This window comes from Salinimonas sediminis, from assembly GCF_003429285.1.
GTDB lineage: Bacteria > Pseudomonadota > Gammaproteobacteria > Enterobacterales > Alteromonadaceae > Alteromonas > Alteromonas indica.
On record NZ_CP031769.1, the window covers coordinates 3854319 to 3875008 of the forward strand.

General features: G+C 44.3%; 17 protein-coding genes. 11 read left to right on the plus strand and 6 right to left on the minus strand.

The window, feature by feature from the left end; all coding sequences use genetic code 11:
* Window positions 1–143: 143 nt before the first annotated feature.
* On the minus strand, window positions 144–830 hold the full coding sequence (locus D0Y50_RS16935) for a DNA-3-methyladenine glycosylase I (protein WP_117318144.1): 687 nt from the start codon (window positions 828–830) through the stop codon (window positions 144–146).
* Complete coding sequence (prlC, locus tag D0Y50_RS16940; RefSeq protein ID WP_117318146.1) at window positions 830–2866, minus strand: oligopeptidase A; 2037 nt, start codon at window positions 2864–2866, stop codon at window positions 830–832. The genes D0Y50_RS16935 and prlC overlap by 1 nt, the downstream gene beginning before the upstream one ends.
* A gap of 305 nt (window positions 2867–3171) precedes the next feature.
* On the opposite strand from prlC, the gene D0Y50_RS16945 reads away from it, so the two are divergent.
* Entirely contained in the window at window positions 3172–3735 is a 564-nt protein-coding gene (locus tag D0Y50_RS16945; protein WP_108568731.1) for a response regulator, read from the plus strand.
* Between the two features lie 202 nt (window positions 3736–3937).
* Window positions 3938–5260, plus strand: a complete 1323-nt coding sequence (locus D0Y50_RS16950) for a response regulator (RefSeq protein WP_117318148.1) — start codon at window positions 3938–3940, stop codon at window positions 5258–5260.
* Here the strand turns inward: D0Y50_RS16950 and D0Y50_RS16955 are convergent.
* Entirely contained in the window at window positions 5252–6520 is a 1269-nt protein-coding gene (locus D0Y50_RS16955) for a sensor histidine kinase (protein ID WP_170145542.1), read from the minus strand. The two genes, D0Y50_RS16950 and D0Y50_RS16955, sit on opposite strands and share 9 nt — an antisense overlap.
* 179 nt (window positions 6521–6699) lie before the next feature.
* Between D0Y50_RS16955 and gorA the strand changes: the two genes are divergently transcribed.
* From gorA to D0Y50_RS16975, 4 genes are all read left to right on the plus strand, one after another.
* Window positions 6700–8046 carry a glutathione-disulfide reductase gene (gene gorA / locus D0Y50_RS16960; RefSeq protein ID WP_108568728.1) on the plus strand — a complete coding sequence of 449 codons (1347 nt, stop codon included), beginning with the start codon at window positions 6700–6702 and terminating at the stop codon, window positions 8044–8046.
* An 89-nt stretch (window positions 8047–8135) separates the two neighbouring features.
* Window positions 8136–9332, plus strand: a complete 1197-nt coding sequence (locus tag D0Y50_RS16965; protein WP_108568727.1) for a tyrosine-type recombinase/integrase — start codon at window positions 8136–8138, stop codon at window positions 9330–9332.
* Entirely contained in the window at window positions 9319–10251 is a 933-nt protein-coding gene (locus D0Y50_RS16970) for a hypothetical protein (protein WP_176582465.1), read from the plus strand. The genes D0Y50_RS16965 and D0Y50_RS16970 overlap by 14 nt, the downstream gene beginning before the upstream one ends.
* A 101-nt stretch (window positions 10252–10352) precedes the next feature.
* Window positions 10353–11393: an IS481 family transposase gene (locus D0Y50_RS16975; protein ID WP_117315792.1), complete on the plus strand. Its 1041-nt coding sequence runs from the start codon at window positions 10353–10355 to the stop codon at window positions 11391–11393.
* A gap of 91 nt (window positions 11394–11484) precedes the next feature.
* On the opposite strand, the gene D0Y50_RS16980 is transcribed toward D0Y50_RS16975, so the two are convergent.
* Window positions 11485–12593 (minus strand): IS3 family transposase gene (locus D0Y50_RS16980; protein WP_408640653.1). Its coding sequence is split into 2 segments (ribosomal slippage): window positions 11485–12341 and window positions 12341–12593, totalling 1110 coding nucleotides; the frame shifts between segments, so codons are not numbered across the junction.
* A 148-nt stretch (window positions 12594–12741) separates the two neighbouring features.
* Between D0Y50_RS16980 and D0Y50_RS16985 the strand changes: the two genes are divergently transcribed.
* From D0Y50_RS16985 to D0Y50_RS16995, 3 genes are read left to right on the plus strand one after another with little or no spacing between them, the layout of a single operon-like run.
* Window positions 12742–13425 (plus strand): hypothetical protein, encoded by a 684-nt coding sequence (locus D0Y50_RS16985; protein ID WP_117318153.1) that lies wholly within the window; start codon window positions 12742–12744, stop codon window positions 13423–13425.
* 8 nt (window positions 13426–13433) lie between these two features.
* A complete protein-coding gene (locus D0Y50_RS16990) occupies window positions 13434–15515 on the plus strand; it encodes an integrase (protein ID WP_108568725.1) in 2082 nt (693 codons plus the stop codon).
* Entirely contained in the window at window positions 15505–15924 is a 420-nt protein-coding gene (locus D0Y50_RS16995; protein WP_108568724.1) for a hypothetical protein, read from the plus strand. The genes D0Y50_RS16990 and D0Y50_RS16995 overlap by 11 nt, the downstream gene beginning before the upstream one ends.
* A 342-nt stretch (window positions 15925–16266) precedes the next feature.
* On the opposite strand, the gene D0Y50_RS17000 is transcribed toward D0Y50_RS16995, so the two are convergent.
* On the minus strand, window positions 16267–16689 hold the full coding sequence (locus D0Y50_RS17000) for a PD-(D/E)XK nuclease superfamily protein (RefSeq protein ID WP_108568723.1): 423 nt from the start codon (window positions 16687–16689) through the stop codon (window positions 16267–16269).
* A 681-nt stretch (window positions 16690–17370) separates the two neighbouring features.
* On the opposite strand from D0Y50_RS17000, the gene D0Y50_RS17005 reads away from it, so the two are divergent.
* Complete coding sequence (locus D0Y50_RS17005; protein WP_108568722.1) at window positions 17371–18291, plus strand: WYL domain-containing protein; 921 nt, start codon at window positions 17371–17373, stop codon at window positions 18289–18291.
* Between the two features lie 605 nt (window positions 18292–18896).
* The gene (locus D0Y50_RS17010) at window positions 18897–19571 is read left to right on the plus strand and encodes a response regulator (protein WP_117318155.1); all 675 of its coding nucleotides are present in this window, start codon (window positions 18897–18899) and stop codon (window positions 19569–19571) included.
* A gap of 31 nt (window positions 19572–19602) precedes the next feature.
* On the opposite strand, the gene D0Y50_RS17015 is transcribed toward D0Y50_RS17010, so the two are convergent.
* On the minus strand, window positions 19603–20643 hold the full coding sequence (locus D0Y50_RS17015; protein ID WP_117315792.1) for an IS481 family transposase: 1041 nt from the start codon (window positions 20641–20643) through the stop codon (window positions 19603–19605).
* Between the last annotated feature and the right edge of the window lie 47 nt (window positions 20644–20690).

The following is a 20690-nucleotide window of genomic DNA, read 5'->3' on the forward strand; positions in this document are numbered from 1 at the left end:
TTCAGTTATGCTCGGAAGTGTAACTAATAAAGCCCGTCAGCAACAGTCATTTAGGGTTAAATTCATGCTAATTAAGAGCGGCCTGAGCAGGGAAATTATAGCGGGATGGCCAGCCCTGGCGAGGCTGACCGGCTGGTTCAGGGTTAAGTGCGATTGCTGCCCCAGCTGTACGCCACAATTTGGCTCAGCTGACACAATGGACGTCCGCTTTGCTGCTGCCAATCCATAAACTGTTTGTTGATAGCGGCTAAACTTCGCTGGCTGGTAGCCCCGCCGTCATAAACTTCATGCTGATGCAAATATGTCAACGTATCTTGTGACAGCAAGAAAGTATCAATGCCCAATGCGCGCAGCATATACGGCCCCGTATTGCCGCCGAGCCTGGCCCCGCGTCGCTTCAGCAGCTGCCATAAGCCAGTAATATCCTGTGGCGCAATACCACTGACAAACTGCCCGAAACTACCATGCTCGCGGCTAAGATCAGCAATCAGCATAGCGTTTTCACGCACCGTCATTACTTTCTTATAGTTTCGCACAATCCGCTTGTCGGTGGCTTTTTGCTCTAACATTTCATCCGGCATCAACAGAACTTTATCCACATCAAACTGGAAAAAGACCTCTTCAAATGCCGGCCACTTTTGCTCTATTACCCGCCATACAAAGCCTGATTTGAAGACTTGTTTGGTCATTGCGGCCAATACCCTGTCGTTGGGTATTGCGGCTACCTGCGCAGAGGTAAGGGGCTGACTTAACAGCCTTTCAAGCCCTGCTTGTCCGCCCTTACGCTCGCAGGCCCGACGATATAGGGTATCGAAGGGTTCTGCTGCCATTACGCCTTGATTCCACTATGCCGCAATAGCGCATCAACCTTTGGTTCGCGTCCCCTAAAGGCTACAAATAAGTCCATAGGCTCCCGGCTACCGCCCATCTCCAATATGTTATGTAAAAAGGCCTGTCCCGTCTCGCGATTGAAAATGCCATCTTCTTCAAACTTACTAAACGCATCCGAGGATAACACTTCCGCCCACTTGTAGCTGTAGTATCCAGCTGCATAGCCACCGGCAAAAATATGCCCAAAGCTGTTTTGAAAGCGATTAAAATCAGGAGGCACGATAACGGCGACTTCCTGACGCACCGCATCCAGCACCTGCTGAACGTCGACCTCGTCACCCGCCTGCTGATGCAGGGTAAAATCGAATAAGCTGAATTCCAGCTGCCGGGCCATTTGCATAGCCGACTGGAAATCTCTGGCGGCTAACATTTTATCAAGCAAGTCATTGGGGAGCGGCGCCTCGGTTTCATAATGAGCCGACAGGTAACTCAACGCCTCTTCTTCCCAACACCAGTTTTCTAAGAACTGGCTTGGCAGTTCAACTGCATCCCAGGGCACCCCGTTAATCCCAGATACCCCCGCTACCGACATTTTAGTTAGCATATGGTGCAGGCCATGACCGAATTCATGAAACAGCGTGACCACTTCGTCATGGGTAAACAAAGCAGGTTTGTCGCCCACCGGCCCATTGAAATTACACGTCAGAAAGGCCACTGGCAGTTGGATTTCACCATTACTGCATTCACGCCGTACCCGGCACTCGTCCATCCATGCCCCACCACGTTTGTTCGCGCGGGCATACAGATCCAGATAAAAACTACCACGCAGAGCATCCGCCGCATCGGTAATAGTGAAATAGCGAACATCGTCGTGCCAGGTATCAATACCAGGTTGCTCTATAATTTTAAGGCCATATAAACGATGTACCGTTTCAAACAAGCCATGCAGTACTTTTTCTTCGGGGAAATAAGGCCGCAGCATTTCGTCTGAAATCGTATATTTATCTTGTTTCAGCTTTTCGCTGTAATACGGAATATCCCAAGCTTGTAATGTAGATACATTATGATGGTCCTGCGCATACGCCTGCACTTCGGCTAAATCAGCCTTGGCCTGCGGCAACGAGCGCTCTGCTAAGTCACGGATAAAACCTGTTACCTGGTCTGTCGAGGCCGCCATTTTGGTAGATAGTGAGTATTCTGCGTAACTATCGAATCCCAACATTTTGGCTGACTCGGTCCGCAGCGCCAGTATTTCCTGAATAATTTCAGTATTGTCCCACTTGCCCGCATTAGGGCCTTGATCTGACGCCCGCGTAGCATAGGCCCGATACATTTGTTCCCGTAAATCGCGGTTATCAGCATACAGCATTACCGGCAAATAGGACGGGATATCCAGGGTAAACAACCAGCCCTGCAAATCTTTTTGGTGGGCAGCTTGGGCCGCCGCGGCCAGCGCTGATTCAGGCATTCCCTGTAATTGCGCTTCGTCAGTCACATGCTTAGTCCAGCCCATGGTGGCGTCCATCACATTGTTACTGAAAGTAGACGATAGCTCTGATAAACGGGCGCTGATTTGGGCGTAACGCACTTTTTTATCGGCCGGTAAGGCCACACCAGAAAGCGTAAAGTCCCGGATAGTATTTTCAATATACTTTTGGCGCTGTTCATCCAGTGTTTTGAACTCATCACTTTGACGCAGGCTGGTATAGGCTTTGTACAACCCTTCGTGCTGGCCTACCCAAGTACCGTATTCAGATAATAATGGCAAACAGCTGTCATGCGCTTCGCGTAGCGCATCGTTACTGACCACTGAATTCATATGAGATACCGGCGACCACATTTTGCTTAGCCGATCGTCAGCTTCTTCAATATGGGTAACGACATTGGCATAGCTGTAATCCCCCGAGGCGACCACCTCATCAATGGTCTCTTTACAATGGCTTATGGCTTTTTCAATAGCCGGTTTAATTTGTTCCGGGGTAATTTGGGAAAAGACGGGCAGGCCGTCTACCAGCTCAATGGCAGGTTGTGTCATATGACTCTCGCTTTTATTCAGATGTATGTCATGAATGTAGGGTTGCACCCGGCCAAAAACAAGTCAGAGGTATTGGATTACTGGCGCAGATACGTATTGCTTATACCCTTAAGTGGGCCTTTTTGATCGCCCGGTATTGCGCTCCCGCGCCTTCGCCCGACAAATCATCCCCTGGCAGGACGGCCCGCTTATCTGTTTATATTCACCTGCTGTTATTGTCACAAAGTATACTAAAGGCCTACTTGTCGCACCGCGAATGCTCAACTATACCTGTTAGTAACCTATTTTAATGACGCCTGAATTTTATGAAGACTTTGACCTCCGGAGAAATCGCTACCTACTGCGATGTTAATTTACGCACGGTTATCCGCTGGATCGAAAGCGGTAAACTTAAAGGTTTCAAACTTCCCGGCAGGGGCAATAATCGGGTGCTGGAAGAAGATTTCCTGGCGTTTCTTGAGCAGCACGATATGCCCATCCCGGAGCCGCTTAAAAATAAGGCGTCCCCCTCAATTTTGATTGTCGATGATGAACTTCCCGTGGCGAAGTCAATTCAGCGGGTGGCGCGGCGTGCCGGTTTTGACCCGCTTATCGCGACAGGCGGGTTTCAGGCCGGGGTTATGCTAAGCCAGCACAACCCTACATTAATGACACTTGACTTAAGTATGCCGGGGATGGACGGCTATAGTGTTATTCAGTTTACCCGCGAACAGGCCCGCTATAAGCAGTTAAAAATTATTGTAATCTCTGCGCTGGACGCAACCAGCCTTGAACGTGCATTGCAAATGGGCGCTGATGCAGTGTTAGCAAAACCATTCTCTAATCATGCTTTAACCGAAATATTGGAACAGTGTATGGGCGAAGCCTGATACATCGCCAGCTAGTGTAGCGGTAAAGCGGCCCTAATCAGCGTAGCTTTACAGATGCGGGAATTACACTACTGCGCCTGCCTGCTCGTAGGCTAGGCGTTATCTGCACCTAATGGATAAGTTTGGCCCCCTGTTTTTTTCCTTATACAGAGCTACACTTATCAGATGCACTTTACTAAATTGTCAGCAATTAGGAGAGTCAATGAGCTCAGTAGCACCGCCGGTTAAAAAGAAGTATACCGTGCTGTTTGTTGATGATGAGCCCAATATTTTACGGGCGATTAAACGTGCGCTGTTTAAAATGGACATCAATATGGTGTTTGCTGAAAGCGGTATACAGGCATTGGAGGCGTTAGGTTCGCAAACCATCCATGTGGTCATTTCAGATATGAAAATGCCTCACATGTCAGGCGCTGAGTTACTCGAGCAAGTAGCACAACACTATGCCGATACCTTTCGGGTTGTCCTTACCGGCTTTGCCGATATTGATTCGACTATCAAAGCGGTAAACCAAGGTAAAATTCATCGATACCTGCAAAAACCCTGGGATAATCAGGAGCTGATAAACACCATCGAAGAAGGTTTGGAACGGGTAAAATTAAAAGATGAAAATGCGCGTTTACAATTGCTTACCCGTGCACAGAATAAAAAGCTAAAAGATATCAACCTGCTGCAGGAGCAGACCATTCAAAAGCGTACCCGGCAAATTAAAGCGGTGCTAAGTAAGATAGAAAAAAATCATCACGCGCTGGAGCAGGTCCTATTTAATGTCATTAGTATCAACCCGGCTATTAACGGTAAGTTTGCCATTGAAGTCAGTGAACTGGCAGCGTTGCTTGCAACAGAATTTGACTGTGATAAAGACACTGTCAAAACCACCAAATATGCCGGCCTTATCTGTGAGCTGGGCTGTCTGGGCTTAGACCCGGAGGAATTTAAACCAGCATTTGCCTCGTTAAATTACCAACAGCAAAAAGCCTATTTATCGCAAACGCGTCAAGCCGCCCTGATTCTGGCCCCGGCGCATCATTTGCAGCCCGTCTCAGATATCATCGAAATGCAGTTTGAGCATTTCAATGGGTCTGGATTGAACAAAAAGGTAGCCAAAGAAATACCGGTTGGCGCGCGTATTCTGGCTATCGCCAGAGACTACTGGCGCTTGGTATCGGGCCGGGTCACAGGCTCCGATATTGCCCCGCGGGAAGCCAAGCTGGAAATGAAGAAGCATCTGAATACCCGATACGATGGGGAAATTTTGACATTATTGCTGGAGTCCGAGCAAATTGGTAAACCCAAATACATTGAAAATTCTTATGAGGCCCGCCAGCTTAAAGAAGGTATGGTGTTAGGCGCTAATTTGTACAATGACAGTCACCTACTCATATTGCCCGAGGGCCACGTATTTACCAGCTCTACGATTGAAAAACTGGTGCGGTTTGAAGAGGAGCGTGGCAGTGCGTTCGCTATTTTAATTAAACCAGAACCGCTACCTGAGCAGCCCGAAGAAGCTGAAACCTCATTGTGAACCATCTTGCTGGCGGGGCAAACGAAGGGTAAAAGTAGTGCCTTTGCCGACGTCGCTGGTGGCGACTATGGTGCCACCATGCGCGCGAATAATACCTTGCGATATCGACAAGCCCAGCCCGGTTCCCTGCCCGGTGGGTTTGGTGGTAAAAAAGGGCGTAAATATACGGTTGAGGGTGGCCTTTGGCATTCCCGTACCGGTGTCGGTCAGCGATATCTCCAGCCACAGTGCGTCGCCCTTTACCGCAATGGTCAATGTGCCGACGCCGGGCATAGCGTGGGCGGCATTTAACATCAGGTTCATTAGCACCTGCTCAAGTTGCGATGTATCACCGCGCAGCCGTGTATCAACGGCGCTGACATCAAGTTCCACTGTATGGTGATCAGCAAACCGGCTTCGGGTAAGATTGATACAGCGTTGTAATACCGGGTGTATATCCATCGCTTTAAAAGTGCCGTCTGCACGACGCGAAAACGCGTACAGATCGCTCACAATCCCGCTTATACGGTCAATACCTTTGATATTGGTTTGCACAATATCTTCGCAATCTTCTAGTAAAAACTGAATATCGTATTGTTTTTGCAGGGCCTGCAGTGGCACCCGTAATTCGCCGACTTCTTGCTCGAGCTGGCTAAGCTGAGCAAAAATGTCGCGAAACGAGGCGGTGTAATCGGTCATCGACTCTAAGTTAGACCGGATATAGCCGATGGGATTATTAATTTCATGAGCAATACCCGCTGTCAGCTTTCCCAACTCTGACATTTTTTCTGCCTGCACCAGTTGCGCCATCGTTTCTGCCATACCCCGCGACATTTCTTCTATTCGTGCTTGCGACTGTTCGAGCAACCTATCCTTTTGTTGCTGATCGATAGCGTACTGCAACCATTTAGTCCAGCGAGACATACAAGCTAAGTCAGGTGTGTTATTGGCGCTTAACTCAAATAGCAGCCAATGTTCGGGATAGGCTTTTACCTGCAATTTGATAACCAGCAAGCGAGGCTTCTCTAAAAACCGCACATTTTGTTCACTGTGTGGGCCGCCCTGTGCTTCAAGCGTGTTACATTGCTCGTGACAGCGTTGGTATTGCTGTTGCCAGCCTTGCCCAGCCACATACACTGGCGGTTGAGATGACACCGACAACGCATTGTACCAATGTGCAATCGACGCCCCCCACGCGGCGAGATTATTGTCTACCAGCAACCGAACCACACTATCCAACAGAAAATCAATATCAGGTGAATCGCAAATCACCTGCATCATTGCGTTGCTAATTATAGATTCGACCTTATGATCAAAGCATGAATCGGACATGACCACTGTTTTTCTAAAGACCTATTAGAAAAGGTACTCCGTAAACCTCAATTGCACCAATTTTTTGAGGGATTTTTATAACCGTGTCAGACTACCCGCTGGCCGACTCTGATTAGACTGGGATAACTATGAAACAATTTGACTACATTTGTATTGGCGGCGGGAGTGGCGGTATTGCGTCAGCTAACCGCGCCGCTAAGCACGGTAAACGCGTCGCTATTGTCGAAAGCAACCTGATTGGTGGTACCTGCGTTAATGTGGGTTGCGTACCTAAAAAAGCGATGTGGTTTGGCGCCAATGTAGCCGAAGCCATTAATCGTTATTCCGAAGATTATGGGTTTGACGTTACGTTAAACAAATTTAACTGGCCGGTAATGGTGGCGAACCGTCGCGCCTACATTGAGCGGATTCATGCCTCTTACGGCAAAGTATTGGCAACAAATGACATCACCTTGATTAAAGGTTATGCAACCTTTGTGGATGACCACACTATCGAGGTTGACGGCGAGCAATATAGTGCGCCACATATTACTATTGCCACTGGTGGCCGCCCTCGTTTGCCCGATATCCCGGGGGCTGAGTACGGTATTGATTCGGATGGTTTTTTTGATTTAGACCAGCAACCTGAACGGGCTATTGTGGTAGGCGCAGGCTACATTGCAGTAGAATTAGCCGGCGTATTGCACAGCCTTGGTACCAAAACAGATTTAGTGATTCGCCATGATGCGCCATTGCGCCACTTCGACCCTATCATTCACGAAACCCTGGTTGAGGTCATTGAACAGGAAGGGCCGAAGCTGCACAAACAGTCGGGTGTCGAAAAAGTAGAAAAAACCGCCGATGGCGAGTTATGTGTTCATCTTACCAGTGGCGAAATTGTGCACACCGATTGCCTTATCTGGGCTATCGGCCGGGTACCAAATACAGATAACATCGGTATAGAAAACACCGCAGTGCAAACCGATCAGCGCGGTTATATCACGGTTGATAAATACCAGAATACGCAGGCAGATGGGGTCTATGCAATTGGTGATATCACTGGCCACGTTGAATTAACCCCGGTGGCCATCAAGGCCGGTCGGTTATTGAGCGAACGGCTGTTTAACGGCCAGGATAATGCCTTTTTAGACTACAACCTGGTGCCTACGGTGGTTTTTTCCCACCCGCCCATTGGCACAGTGGGCTTGTCCGAAGAAGCCGCCAAACAGCAATATGGGGATGACCTTATTACCGTGTATTCCTCCTCGTTTTCAGCTATGTATACCGCGGTAACCCGGCATCGTCAGCCGACCCGAATGAAGCTGGTGTGTATGGGCGAAGATCAAAAAGTTGTTGGCCTGCATGGTATTGGCCATGGCATGGATGAAATCCTCCAGGGCTTTGCAGTGGCGATGAAAATGGGTGCCACTAAAGCAGATTTTGACTCCTGTGTGGCTATCCATCCCACCAGCGCCGAAGAATTTGTTACTATGTAGATCGCGTTCTGGAATGTTAGACTGTAGCTGAGCACTTTCTGGAAAATGTACTACCCTTTAGAAATTCTTAGATTCATTCGGGGTAGTACATGACTTACGTGATTCAATCAAATCCCTTCTCTGTGCTTCCCCTTTCGGTACCCAATAGTGGGCATATTAAGCTGGAAGGTATCCCAACTTTTTACTATTCAAACCACGAATATATTACACCTGTAAATCTTTGGATAAATCATCTAGTCAACTACAGGAAGGCGAAAGATTTAAACTCCACGGTTCGTGCTTTAAAGCGCTACTTTAATTTCTTGGAAGAAAACTCATTATCTTGGGATAAATTTCCGACTGCTAAATATTTAAGACCTACCTATAGGTTTAGAAACGATAATTTACTAACAAACGCAAGGCTAGGACAAATCCAGTTCTCTACGGCATCTCTTTACATGAGGCATGTCGTAAAGTTTTACGAGTGGTGTATCCACCAAAAATTTCTTAACGTTAACGAATCCGGTAAACCATTTGACTACGAGATGGTGAAAATCAGAAACACCGGAATGATGAATCATCTTAACCCTCATTACATTGTCAGTAGCACGGACCTTCGCGTAAAAGTTCCTTTAAAAGAGCGAGTGCAATCACTCAATCCGCTATCAAAAGATGAGCTAGAGCCCTTTGCGAAAGCACTCTCCACGTTCAACATAGAGTTTATAATCCATCAACTCTTGCAAGTACAATCAGGTTTGAGATTACAGGAAGCATGTACTTTCCCATTATGTTTAGCGTTGGAACTTGAGTTTTCCGATAAATCAGAAGTGAAAATTGGTCCGATGAATGGTGTAGCTACAAAGTATGGAAAAGAAAGAAAAGTCGAAATCTCTCCCAGCCTCAGAGCTCTACTTGTTGGCTATGCAAAATCAAAAAGGCGCAGGCTAAGGCTCAAAAAGAACAATAGTTCATTTTTGCTAGTCTCGAAATCAGGTGCTCCATTTAGTCCTAACAACGTTCAGCAATCGTTTAGAAGATTAAGAAACGCTGTTGAGCGTGAAACGTCTTCGCTATTTTCTCATACCACTCATGACCTCAGAGCCACGTACTGTACGTACCGCCTTGCATCGCTTTTAGAGATAGGGATGCAAAAAGACGCAGTAACACAAATGATGGCATGGATGGGACACAGTAGTGAAGCAACAACTTGGAAGTACGTCGACTTCTTGGAGCGTAAAAAAAACGTTAGAGAAGCAGCAAGCTTTCTAGATACCATTCTTGAAGAGTCGCTATATGAGTCAATCTGAGCAAGATAAAAGCCTCATCATTAGTTTGAAAGTAGGGATAGCTCGGTATCAGCAATTCGACTTCAATAGATTTCGATACCTCAATGTGCCGCTAAAAAAGGAACTAACTGGCGGTATATATGCAAATAGAGACGAGCTTGTTCGACGCTGGTTTACAGCTCTTCGTGATGATCAAAACTACTCAGACAGAACGAAGTTTGGATATGTCAATGACCTTGTAAGATATGTGAAATTTGTAGATTCGTCGAATCTCGACTTGGAAACTCACGATTCCATAATTGCGTGGGAAAGGCATCAGGTCGAAAAAGTGAGGCTTGGCTCGTTGAATGTCAATACAGCTCGTAAAAGAACAAGTTCTATAAAGTGCATGCTTACTATACTAGGGTTACCTTGTAAGGATTGGTTTTCTCCGAGAGGGCTTTTCAGACGCGAACTGAACCCTACTGAGGGCTATTCAGACTCTGAACTCAAGTCCCTTTTAAAGCCAATCTACTCAACGTTTAATAAGCTTTTTGAACAAATACTTAGCACTCCAGAACTGCATTTATACACAGAGCCAAGAGTTGCAACTGCTGAAATTGCTTTCGGGCCCCGGAGAATAGAAGTTGCGGGGGCCATCACAAAATGTTTTTCACTTGGTTATTTCCTCATGTCTTATTTTACTTGGGGAAACATGACGTCCTTATTATCTATGAAAAAGTTTAAGGAGAGTAACTTCAACGAAGAGCGCATATACTCGCAAAGCGTTCTAAAAGCCAGGGCGAATAAGTACGTAACGATATCAATCGGAGAAAATAATCGTCAAAATGTACCGAAACATTCGCTGCGATTCATAAAGAAACTTTTACAGTTGAGCCACGCTATCGCGCCGAATAATGAGCATTTGTTTTTTATGGCTTGTAGGGGCAAGTTAAAGTGAATTAGTCTCGACTTAATCTGACACTTCTTCTTGAAAAGATGAGAGTTACCCGTTTTGATAAAGGTGTCGAATCTTTAATCAAAACAAAATAGGTAACTCTCATGTTGCATACTAGCAATCCAATCATCAAACACAAAGCAGGACTGTTAAATCTGGCTGAAGAGCTGGGCAATGTATCGAAGGCCTGCAAAGTGATGGGCGTGTCTCGTGACACGTTTTATCGGTATCAGGAGTTGGTTGAAGAAGGCGGTGTTGATTCGCTGATTAACCGTTCAAGACGCACACCTAATCTCAAGAACAGGGTCGATGAGCAGACCGAACAAGCTGTCATAGCTCACGCCATTGAGTTTCCCGCTCACGGTCAAGCCAGAACAAGTAATGAGCTGCGTAAAGCAGGCGTGTTCGTTTCAGGCAGCGGTGTTCGCTCGATATGGCTCAGACATAATCTGGAAAACTTCAAAAAGCGACTTGCCGCACTGGAAGCCAAAGTTGAAAGCGAAGGCATCATTTTGACCGATGAGCAGGTTGCCGCGCTTGAGAAGAAAAAGCAGGATGATGAGGCCTGCGGTGAGATTGAAACACACCATCCCGGCTATCTAGGCTCGCAAGATACCTTCTACGTCGGCAACCTCAAAGGTGTCGGCCGCATTTACCAGCAAACCTTCGTTGATACCTACAGTAAAATTGCGTTCGCCAAGCTCTACACGACCAAAACGCCAATCACCTCGGCCGACATCCTCAACGACAGAGTGTTGCCGTTCTTTGAGGCTCAGGAGCTGCCCATGCTGCGGATTCTGACAGACAGGGGCACAGAATATTGTGGCAAAGTGGAACAGCATGATTATCAGCTCTACTTAGCCATCAACGATATCGACCACACAAAAACCAAGGCGCGACATCCGCAAACCAATGGGATCTGTGAGCGATTCCACAAAACCATCCTGAATGAATTCTATCAGGTCACCTTCCGCAAAAAGCTCTATGACTCGCTGGAAGCATTACAGAAAGATCTGGACGAGTGGCTGGAATACTACAACAATGGAAGGACTCATCAGGGCAAAATGTGCTGCGGCAGAACGCCAATGGAAACATTAACCGATGGGAAGCAGATTTGGGCTGAGAAGAACTTAGCTCAAAGCTAATCTGACACTGGCACCGTGAAACGGGTAACTGTCAGATCAGGTCTGAGCTAGTACAGTTAAAGCCTCTTGAACCAAGCTGTCCACTTCCCCTTTAATGAGACAGTGCTGAACTAGAGTTTTCCAGTTTTGCCCGGTAAGCTGCCGGTGGCAGGTTACCCAGACTTTCATGTGTTCTTTCTTCGTTGTAATCCAGTCGCCAGAACCAGGCCATGTCTCTCACCTGACTGAGATTTTCAAACAAGTAAGCATCCAGAAACTCTCTGCGGAATGAACCATTAAAGCGCTCAACAAAACCATTTTGCTGCGGCTTTCCTGGCTGGATATAAACCAGCTCAATATTGTTGGTTTCACACCAATCTGTCAGCGTTGCCGAAATGAGTTCCGGGCCATTATCCATACGCAGCTGAGTGGGTAATCCACGCTCAGCTTTAAGCTGTTCTAGCACGCGTACGACACGGCCAGCGGGCAGTGATGTGTCAACTTCAATAGCAAGGCACTCCCGCGTGCCTTCATCCACTACATTCAGTGTTCTGAACCGTTTGCCGCAATACAAAGTGTCATGCATAAAGTCCAACGCCCATTGGTGGTTTGCCTGATCCAGTACTTCTAAAGGCTGTGCTATTCGCTTGGGCAGTACCCGTTTGGTTCTGCGCCTCAGATTCAACCCCATCTGGCAGTAAACGCGATAGACACGCTTATGATTAAAGGTGAAGCCTTTGAAACGCATTCGACCAAAACACTTCCAAAAGCCTGCTCGCGGCGACTTCTCCAAGACCGCATTGATACCATCAATGACAGCAGCATCCGCTTTACGCCAGTCTCGTCCAGGACGATAAAAGGTCGCACGGCCAATACCAACGAACAGGCAGGCTTTTACGACGCTTAGCCCCGCATCAACCAAGATGCTGACGCATTCTCGTTTCTCTGCTGTCACCAACCCTTTTTTGCGACAAGTTCCTTAATGGCATTATTTTCTAAGCTGACATCGGCAAACATTTTTTTGAGCTTAGCATTTTCTTCTTCAAGCTCTTTTAGTCGCTTGACGTCTGAGGCTTCCATACCACCGTATTTGGACTTCCAATTGTAAAAGGTTGCACTGCTGATACCGTGTTGACGGCAAACTTCCTCAACCTTCATACCAGCATCAACTTCCTTTAACACCCCAATAATCTGAGATTCTGTATATCGTGATTTTTTCATAGTCGTCTCCTGCGTTAATCATTGCAGAAAACTCCAATTAAGTCTGTCTCAGTTTAGGGGAAGTGGACAAAGCCATTTAAGATCCACTAGTATTTGGCTTCAATCTACTTTTAATCTACACACAGATGACAATCTACCGCTTAGGCCTATGGCAAAGAGATTTAGGGCGACTGGTAGTGCTCGATATTTAGATTTAACAGGCGACTATGCTGGCGCTTCTATTTTATTAGGCAATACACCAAATACTCTTCGTCAGCACTATACTACGGGTAATCCGATAGAAAATAAAAAGCAGTTACAAGCTGCCACCCATACATTGGAAGCTGTTGCACGATGTTCTGACCTTGCCCAGGCGAAAAGCTATGCGAAATCGAAACTGGATGTTGAAGTACTCCCCTATGAGCAGTTTCTTGCTAAGTATGGTGATTTAAATAAGCACTCTAAAAAGACAGCCCTTGGCTCTGGATGCATTTCACCTTTCGGTAAACAAGCTAGTGTTTACAGACGAAAAATGAATTTAAGTCCAATGCACTTTGATGTTGATCATTTGGCTTGCGCCGATATCTTGAATTGCTTTGACTGTCCCAATCAGGTGATTATCGAAAAAGTTGAGGATATTTGGTGCTTAATGAGCTTTCGGGAAGTAATTGAAGAATCAATTATCGACCATAAAAGTCATTCTCAGTTCGTTAGAAACTTTGCTTCACTGGTTGAAAAAATAGACTTGTGTATTTTTAGCGTTGACCCGAAGGTACGCCGTAAAGCAACTAAAAAGCTCAAACAGGAAGGTCGTCACCCCATTTGGCCTGAAGGTATAAATTACAACTTTTAGAGAGCACGATGCAAATACTTCTTAGTCTTCCTGGAAATGTAGTGAATGAAAACCTCGATGGTTTTCAAAAAGTACTTGAATCCTATAGTAAGTTGGACTTCAAGTATCTAGATAACGTGCCAGTGACTAAAGACCATGCGGGGACTACAGTTAGCTACTTTGGCGATGAAGAGTGGATTTTATCTGCTTACATAGATAGAAAGATAACCAACAAGGATAAAATCACTTTTTCAGAGATCAGTTCTTTTGAACTTGCTACAGAGCTGAAAATGATTTGTTTTTCTTGGCTTTACACTAATGCAGGCAGAGGGAACTCTTACCCACTGAAGCCATCAACAATTATCTTTCAGCACAGTAAGTTGCTGCAAGTCTATAAGTTTTTGGAAAAAATGAAATGGGCTAGCATTTCCAAACTGTCGCATGCCGTTTTGTTTTATGAATTTTGTACATACTTAACATCTTTGCAATACAGTTATGGCAACACCGTCCAGATATTCAGCATGTTGAATAAAGTACAAAGGGCGGATCACATTCTTCCCATAGGCCTAGTAATCCCTACCGATCAAAGCACGAAAGCCTTAGCAATTGAATGCTGCGCGGTTGAAAAGACTAAACCAAATCAGTTTTACGCTATGCCTACAAGTATCATGGAGAAAATTTATTCGAGAGCAATCGATTATATTGAAAAACTCTATCCGTATAGAGTTTTGCTAAGTGAACTGATACGAGAGTTGCGCATAAATTACGAAGTAGGCAAAAAGGTTGTTGATCGCAAAATAAATGACGGGAGTTGGAAGTGGTTAACCCCAAATTCCGCAGACTATAGGGTAGAGGTAAATAAAGCTAAGCCTCAGAGCTACTCATCCATTATTGAGTTGTATCTTCAAGGGACGCCATTAGAAAAACATATTTTACCCTGGCGACAATTTGAGTCGTGGTTATCAAAAATCCAGGCCGCTTGTTATATCGTTTGCGCAGCATTTACAGGAATGCGACGCAGCGAACTGTACTCTTTGCATCCCGATAGTTTTAAGACTAGAACGTACAACGGTAAAATCATTCACACTGTACAATCATACCACCACAAGATGACACAAGGACGAGGACAACTATCTGAGTGGGTAACAACAACTATCGTAGGAGACGCCATCTCACTCGCTGAGGCCTTGACGCAATATATGCGAGAACAACTGTTCAATCATCCAGACCCGATGAAAAACCACGAGGCGAGTTGTTTATGGCTTACTCAAACAAAGAAAAGTGAAGCTCCAAAGATCATCTATGAAGGGCATTTTCGCAACAAATTTAATGAGATAGCTAAAGAGGCAGGAGCAATTGTAGATGACGAGGCCCTTGAAGAATTTTACTTGATCAACCCAAACCAAAACTCTGTTTTATCTAATAAAAAAATTGCACTTGGATATATATGGCCCATTACTTCTCATCAATTTCGAAGAACTTTTGCCGTATTTGTAAGACGCCACAACCTCTGTTCCACGATAGCCGTTAAAGAACAGTTTAAACATTTGGATATACCAACCAGTGAGTGGTACGAAGAAGGCGGTGCGGCAGCAGTACTTAGAGGGATTAATACCGATAGCGAGCTGTCAGAATTGATAAAAAATGTTCGTAATGAAGTTATTACTGAAACTGTTTTTAAGTGGTACAACCGAAAAGATAAATTATTTGGCAAGCGCGGCCTTGAAATAATGAAAGATAGAGGGTCAATTCCAACAGAGCATAAAAGTTGGCAAGAAATTCACAATCACGTTAAAGCTGGCAGAATAGACTTTGTAGGAACGTTACACTCCTATTGCTTAGCAGGATATCAATGCCAAATGAGCAAGGTCGCCTCACCAGCAAATTGTTTTAAATGTGAAAATCAGTTAATAGATGAAGAACAAGCGAAGGGCTGGTCAATAAGACACCAACAGTGTATCCAGCAGATAAAATACCTTAAGAGTATAGATTCTTTTTCTAGTTCTATTGAAAGCCATTACCTTTCACAAATTAAAGCAGCCGAGCGAGTCATGCACTTCTTTAACATTCCATTTTCTGAGTACAAACAAGACGGGGGAAATGATGACTAAATCAGAAGTTACGAGAGCGAGGATTGAAGAGGCTCTAGACAGAATACTGAATAAAGCCACAACAATTGTCCCGTACTCCCAAAAGCTCTCGGTTAAAGCGGTTGAGGAGGAAGCAGGCCTAGGCAGCGGTTCAATATACTATTACGAAGATATTGTCGAAGAAATTTGGGCTTTAAAAAAACAAAGCTATTCAGTGAGTATGATACCCGAACACTCCTCAGACGCTCTTTCAAAACTGAGGTTACGACTCAAAAAAGAAATTAAATTGAAAAGAAAGTACAAGAGCGAAGTAGCTGAGCTTCGTGAAAGGCTATCCAATATGGCTAGCCAGCACAATTCTTTTGCATTAACCATCGAAGAGTACAAACAGAGAGTGGCAGAATTAGAGTACCAGTTAACAAATGAATAGCATGTCTAATTTATCTTGTATCGTCACATCGAAATAACTTGGTGTTCACACGCTTGTGTGGAGTAGGCAACATTTGATTTAACAAAATTGCTAGAAAGCTTGCGCAAATCTGACAGTTTCTCATTGCACATACTGCGCTCGCACTCTCATTGAAGCTCATTGGCATCCATTAGTGCGTAAGAACTTGTCTGTAAAAGCATACTAGGTTAATTGGTTGCTGATCATTAAAGAAGAGATTTTCTATTAACATAAGACAATTAGGACAGTACCTTCTGAAAATAGGCCTGCTACATGTGTAATTATGGTAGTGTGCCAGAAACGGCACACTACATGCTCCTTAACTTAAGCGGCATAACGGCCTAAATCTGGACCTATAAAAGCAACAATGTCTTTCACAGTGATAGCAGTCAGCTTAGGTGCTGATGACCGGTAAGAATTTAAAAATTCAATGGCCCTGTCATGTTTCAATAGCTCACATCCACCACATACGACTAAGTAATCATCGTATGCAGAGCGTGCCGCGTCCATTACTGTATATCCAAGTTTCTCTATAGCAGTGCCGGCAGATTCTTGATACTTAACAACAACTTGAATTGTGCGTATTGGTGTATGAACGACAAAATGTGCATAGTCCCTTTTATCCGAGAAAATACTCGGATATTTGACATTTCGTTGGTACGTCATTGGCTTTTCGTTAGTATTTTCAGAAAACCCAAGCCCCTGAAAAGTACTAGTAATATCGTTTAGTAAATCTTTTCTACTCATTAGTAGTTACCTCAATAAATTTTCTAAGATAGGATAAGCCTAAAAAACAGGCTAATTCCGAGCAAAAACTTACCGCTTCCCACATTTTTATCTAATAAACGGCTCAAAATATTGAGGTGAACATCAAAGACATGTACTATCATGACTCTTAAAGATTGATAGGCTGTTCTTCAATGGACAAGCACTTCAGTGTCGTGTCTTATTCTTTCTGTTGGCGCAGATAAATAAATCACCTCACAAAAAAAGCACTTTTCAGTAACACTGATAAGTGCTTTTTTATTTCTCCCTTCTAACTCCTTTGAACGGCTTCCGATCACTTTTGACGTGCATAAATTGTCCGGTGTTTGCATCACGCTTGACCCAGTGACCTGAACCAGTTTGAGTTTGCGATCGTTTTCGAACAGCTCCGCAACGGCGGTTATCACCGACTTTTCCGTTAGTTGCCATATACAACCTCCTTTCTTCATTAGGATCTATATGTTAGAGACCAATTCTCCAACTATGATCAATCTTACGATCAAAAAACAACCAAGTCAATTCTTGCGTAAAGTTTTTATAAGTGAAAATGAAAATTCAATAGCATAAAATCAACAACAAAGACCGAAATCAAAATACGAAAGTAGACTCTAAGACATTAGTGAAGTAGTATTTAAGCCACATACATGACTAGATATACTGATAATGCTTACCTATAAAGACCTAAAAGAACAATATACAAATACTGCAGATCGCCTTGCATACATCGACTTTATGTTGCGCTTCACTGGTATCGTTAAACGTTCTGACATCGGTGAAATGTTCAATTTATCTGATGCGGCGGCTTCAAAAGTTCTAGCTGATTACAGTAATATTTGTAAAAGAAATATTGTGTACAACAGAAGTGTAAGAGCTAATGCTATTGTAAGAGATAGTTATGAACCTCTCATAGATTTTGACGCAGAAACAGCATTAGGCATGTTAGCTAATGGTTTCAATAAGAACAAACTCTCTCTACCGGCCAAAACTATAATCCCCTTTGAAAAAATAGGGAAAGTAACTAACAATCTCTCAACTAATTTTATTGGGAAAATTACAAGAGCAATTAAAGGTAAATACGCTATTAGTTGTGAGTACCGTTCAGAAAACAGTGATAATCATCATAGGCGAACAATCATTCCTCTTGCAATGATGCACGATGGGGTTAATTGGATGTTTAGAGGTTATCATCGAGACGACGAAAATAAGGTATTTTTTAAGAATTTCCATTTTTCAAGGGCGTTTGATGTTGTTGAGCATTTTGGAGAGAAAACATATAAAGCTCTATCCCATGAAACCTTAGATTTTGACAAAGAATGGAATTTAATCCTTCCCCTTCAGCTCCAGCTTCATACCGATAGAAGTGAATCACAAAAAGCCAGAATCAGAACTGATTTTGGTATCCCTGAAAACAAAAACGAGATGACCACATCAGTACGTTGTGCATTCCAGTGGATTATCGAAAAAGAATGGTTTATCGATAGCAGAAATGGAGAGGAAAAGTTAGAGGATAAAACTCCGAGATTTTATAAATTTAAACTCTTAAATGCTGAAATGCTGAAGCTTTTAAAATCAAGCAACATCTAAAATGAAGCACAAGTACTAAAGTATCGATAGGTTTAGATGTTTGAGCGGTTGGAGGAAAAATACTGAAATGCAGTTATTGTTAGCAAAGCATAGCTGTTGGAAAAATTCCTAATGTGTACGTAAATGGTGAAGTTGACACAACGGTATCCGCAAGGCATCAAAAAATGAAAAATATTCCCTGCGATGATTTAACAAGAAAAATTGTGTACCTAGCAATAAAAGACGCCGGTAAGAAATGATCGATACTGATTCAAAACTGGCCTCTCGGTACTAGCATTGTTACGTTTAGTAGCCCATATTTGATCTAGCACTTTTAGATGTAGGTTAAGATGTCATCTGACAGGCAGCTTCAGACAATTATCGGACAAACAGATTATTGGCTTTTTTGAGTTTTGTACTAATTGCGGATATCTCCTCTGTAGCCAACGTAATTGTTGAGGTCATAAAAGCCCATAGGAAGTGTGTGGTAGCATTTTTGACGATTATTAGAAGCTATGAAAGGTCTGAAAAAACCTGCTCGATTCAGACCTGTAATAAAAAATGCTTAAGGTTTTCTTAAGTTTTTTTGTATATCCTTAAATTTACTGAGAAATTATGGGGATCTTATGCGCATACTGTTAGTTGAAGACGATAAGCCTTTGTCCAACGCGCTTAAAGTTTCATTAAGAAAGGCAAACTATACTGTAGACTGTGTCTACGATGGTGCCAGCGCAATAAGTACACTTCGCCCATCGCAAAATGATATTGTCATTTTGGATCTAGGTCTACCAGACCAGGATGGATTAATCGTTCTCAAGAGTATTCGAAAAACTAATCCAGTACTGCCAGTCTTAATTCTGACCGCAAGAGACAAGACCTCTGACAAAATATCAGGGCTAGATGCGGGTGCAGACGATTACCTCCCCAAACCCTTTGAAATTGATGAGTTGCTGGCGCGCTTACGGGTTTTAGAGCGCAGATTAGGTACGTCTTCAGAAAGTGTGATCACTGTGCAGAACGTCAGCCTTGATACAAAGCACCATACATTGACTATTGATAGTGACATAGTACATCTTCCGCGTAGAGAGCTTATGCTTTTGAAAGCGCTAATTGAAAACGCGGGTCGCATATTGAGTAAGCATCAACTTGAGAGCAAACTCTATGAATGGGGTGAGGAAGTTTCAAGCAATACAATAGAAGTGCATATCAGCAATTTAAGAAAAAAGATGCCAGAAAACTTCATTCGAACCATTAGAGGCGTAGGGTATTGCATATCCTGTACTAGCTCAGACCTGATCTGACAGTTACCCGTTTCACGGTGCCAGTGTCAGATTAGCTTTGAGCTAAGTTCTTCTCAGCCCAAATCTGCTTCCCATCGGTTAATGTTTCCATTGGCGTTCTGCCGCAGCACATTTTGCCCTGATGAGTCCTTCCATTGTTGTAGTATTCCAGCCACTCGTCCAGATCTTTCTGTAATGCTTCCAGCGAGTCATAGAGCTTTTTGCGGAAGGTGACCTGATAGAATTCATTCAGGATGGTTTTGTGGAATCGCTCACAGATCCCATTGGTTTGCGGATGTCGCGCCTTGGTTTTTGTGTGGTCGATATCGTTGATGGCTAAGTAGAGCTGATAATCATGCTGTTCCACTTTGCCACAATATTCTGTGCCCCTGTCTGTCAGAATCCGCAGCATGGGCAGCTCCTGAGCCTCAAAGAACGGCAACACTCTGTCGTTGAGGATGTCGGCCGAGGTGATTGGCGTTTTGGTCGTGTAGAGCTTGGCGAACGCAATTTTACTGTAGGTATCAACGAAGGTTTGCTGGTAAATGCGGCCGACACCTTTGAGGTTGCCGACGTAGAAGGTATCTTGCGAGCCTAGATAGCCGGGATGGTGTGTTTCAATCTCACCGCAGGCCTCATCATCCTGCTTTTTCTTCTCAAGCGCGGCAACCTGCTCATCGGTCAAAATGATGCCTTCGCTTTCAACTTTGGCTTCCAGTGCGGCAAGTCGCTTTTTGAAGTTTTCCAGATTATGTCTGAGCCATATCGAGCGAACACCGCTGCCTGAAACGAACACGCCTGCTTTACGCAGCTCATTACTTGTTCTGGCTTGACCGTGAGCGGGAAACTCAATGGCGTGAGCTATGACAGCTTGTTCGGTCTGCTCATCGACCCTGTTCTTGAGATTAGGTGTGCGTCTTGAACGGTTAATCAGCGAATCAACACCGCCTTCTTCAACCAACTCCTGATACCGATAAAACGTGTCACGAGACACGCCCATCACTTTGCAGGCCTTCGATACATTGCCCAGCTCTTCAGCCAGATTTAACAGTCCTGCTTTGTGTTTGATGATTGGATTGCTAGTATGCAACATGAGAGTTACCTATTTTGTTTTGATTAAAGATTCGACACCTTTATCAA

What these genes read in the sequence shown, in the direction of transcription:
- gorA (WP_108568728.1), top strand. Translation starts at nt 6,700, where the DNA reads ATGAAACAATTTGACTACATTTGTATTGGCGGCGGGAGTGGCGGTATT.
- D0Y50_RS16970 (WP_176582465.1), top strand. Translation starts at nt 9,319, where the DNA reads ATGAGTCAATCTGAGCAAGATAAAAGCCTCATCATTAGTTTGAAAGTA.
- D0Y50_RS16995 (WP_108568724.1), top strand. Translation starts at nt 15,505, where the DNA reads ATGATGACTAAATCAGAAGTTACGAGAGCGAGGATTGAAGAGGCTCTA.
- D0Y50_RS16950 (WP_117318148.1), top strand. Translation starts at nt 3,938, where the DNA reads ATGAGCTCAGTAGCACCGCCGGTTAAAAAGAAGTATACCGTGCTGTTT.
- D0Y50_RS16955 (WP_170145542.1), bottom strand. Translation starts at nt 6,520, where the DNA reads ATGATGCAGGTGATTTGCGATTCACCTGATATTGATTTTCTGTTGGAT.
- D0Y50_RS17010 (WP_117318155.1), top strand. Translation starts at nt 18,897, where the DNA reads ATGCGCATACTGTTAGTTGAAGACGATAAGCCTTTGTCCAACGCGCTT.
- D0Y50_RS16990 (WP_108568725.1), top strand. Translation starts at nt 13,434, where the DNA reads ATGCAAATACTTCTTAGTCTTCCTGGAAATGTAGTGAATGAAAACCTC.
- D0Y50_RS16935 (WP_117318144.1), bottom strand. Translation starts at nt 830, where the DNA reads ATGGCAGCAGAACCCTTCGATACCCTATATCGTCGGGCCTGCGAGCGT.
- D0Y50_RS17000 (WP_108568723.1), bottom strand. Translation starts at nt 16,689, where the DNA reads ATGAGTAGAAAAGATTTACTAAACGATATTACTAGTACTTTTCAGGGG.
- D0Y50_RS16985 (WP_117318153.1), top strand. Translation starts at nt 12,742, where the DNA reads ATGGCAAAGAGATTTAGGGCGACTGGTAGTGCTCGATATTTAGATTTA.
- prlC (WP_117318146.1), bottom strand. Translation starts at nt 2,866, where the DNA reads ATGACACAACCTGCCATTGAGCTGGTAGACGGCCTGCCCGTCTTTTCC.
- D0Y50_RS16965 (WP_108568727.1), top strand. Translation starts at nt 8,136, where the DNA reads ATGACTTACGTGATTCAATCAAATCCCTTCTCTGTGCTTCCCCTTTCG.
- D0Y50_RS16945 (WP_108568731.1), top strand. Translation starts at nt 3,172, where the DNA reads ATGAAGACTTTGACCTCCGGAGAAATCGCTACCTACTGCGATGTTAAT.
- D0Y50_RS16975 (WP_117315792.1), top strand. Translation starts at nt 10,353, where the DNA reads ATGTTGCATACTAGCAATCCAATCATCAAACACAAAGCAGGACTGTTA.
- D0Y50_RS17005 (WP_108568722.1), top strand. Translation starts at nt 17,371, where the DNA reads ATGCTTACCTATAAAGACCTAAAAGAACAATATACAAATACTGCAGAT.
- D0Y50_RS17015 (WP_117315792.1), bottom strand. Translation starts at nt 20,643, where the DNA reads ATGTTGCATACTAGCAATCCAATCATCAAACACAAAGCAGGACTGTTA.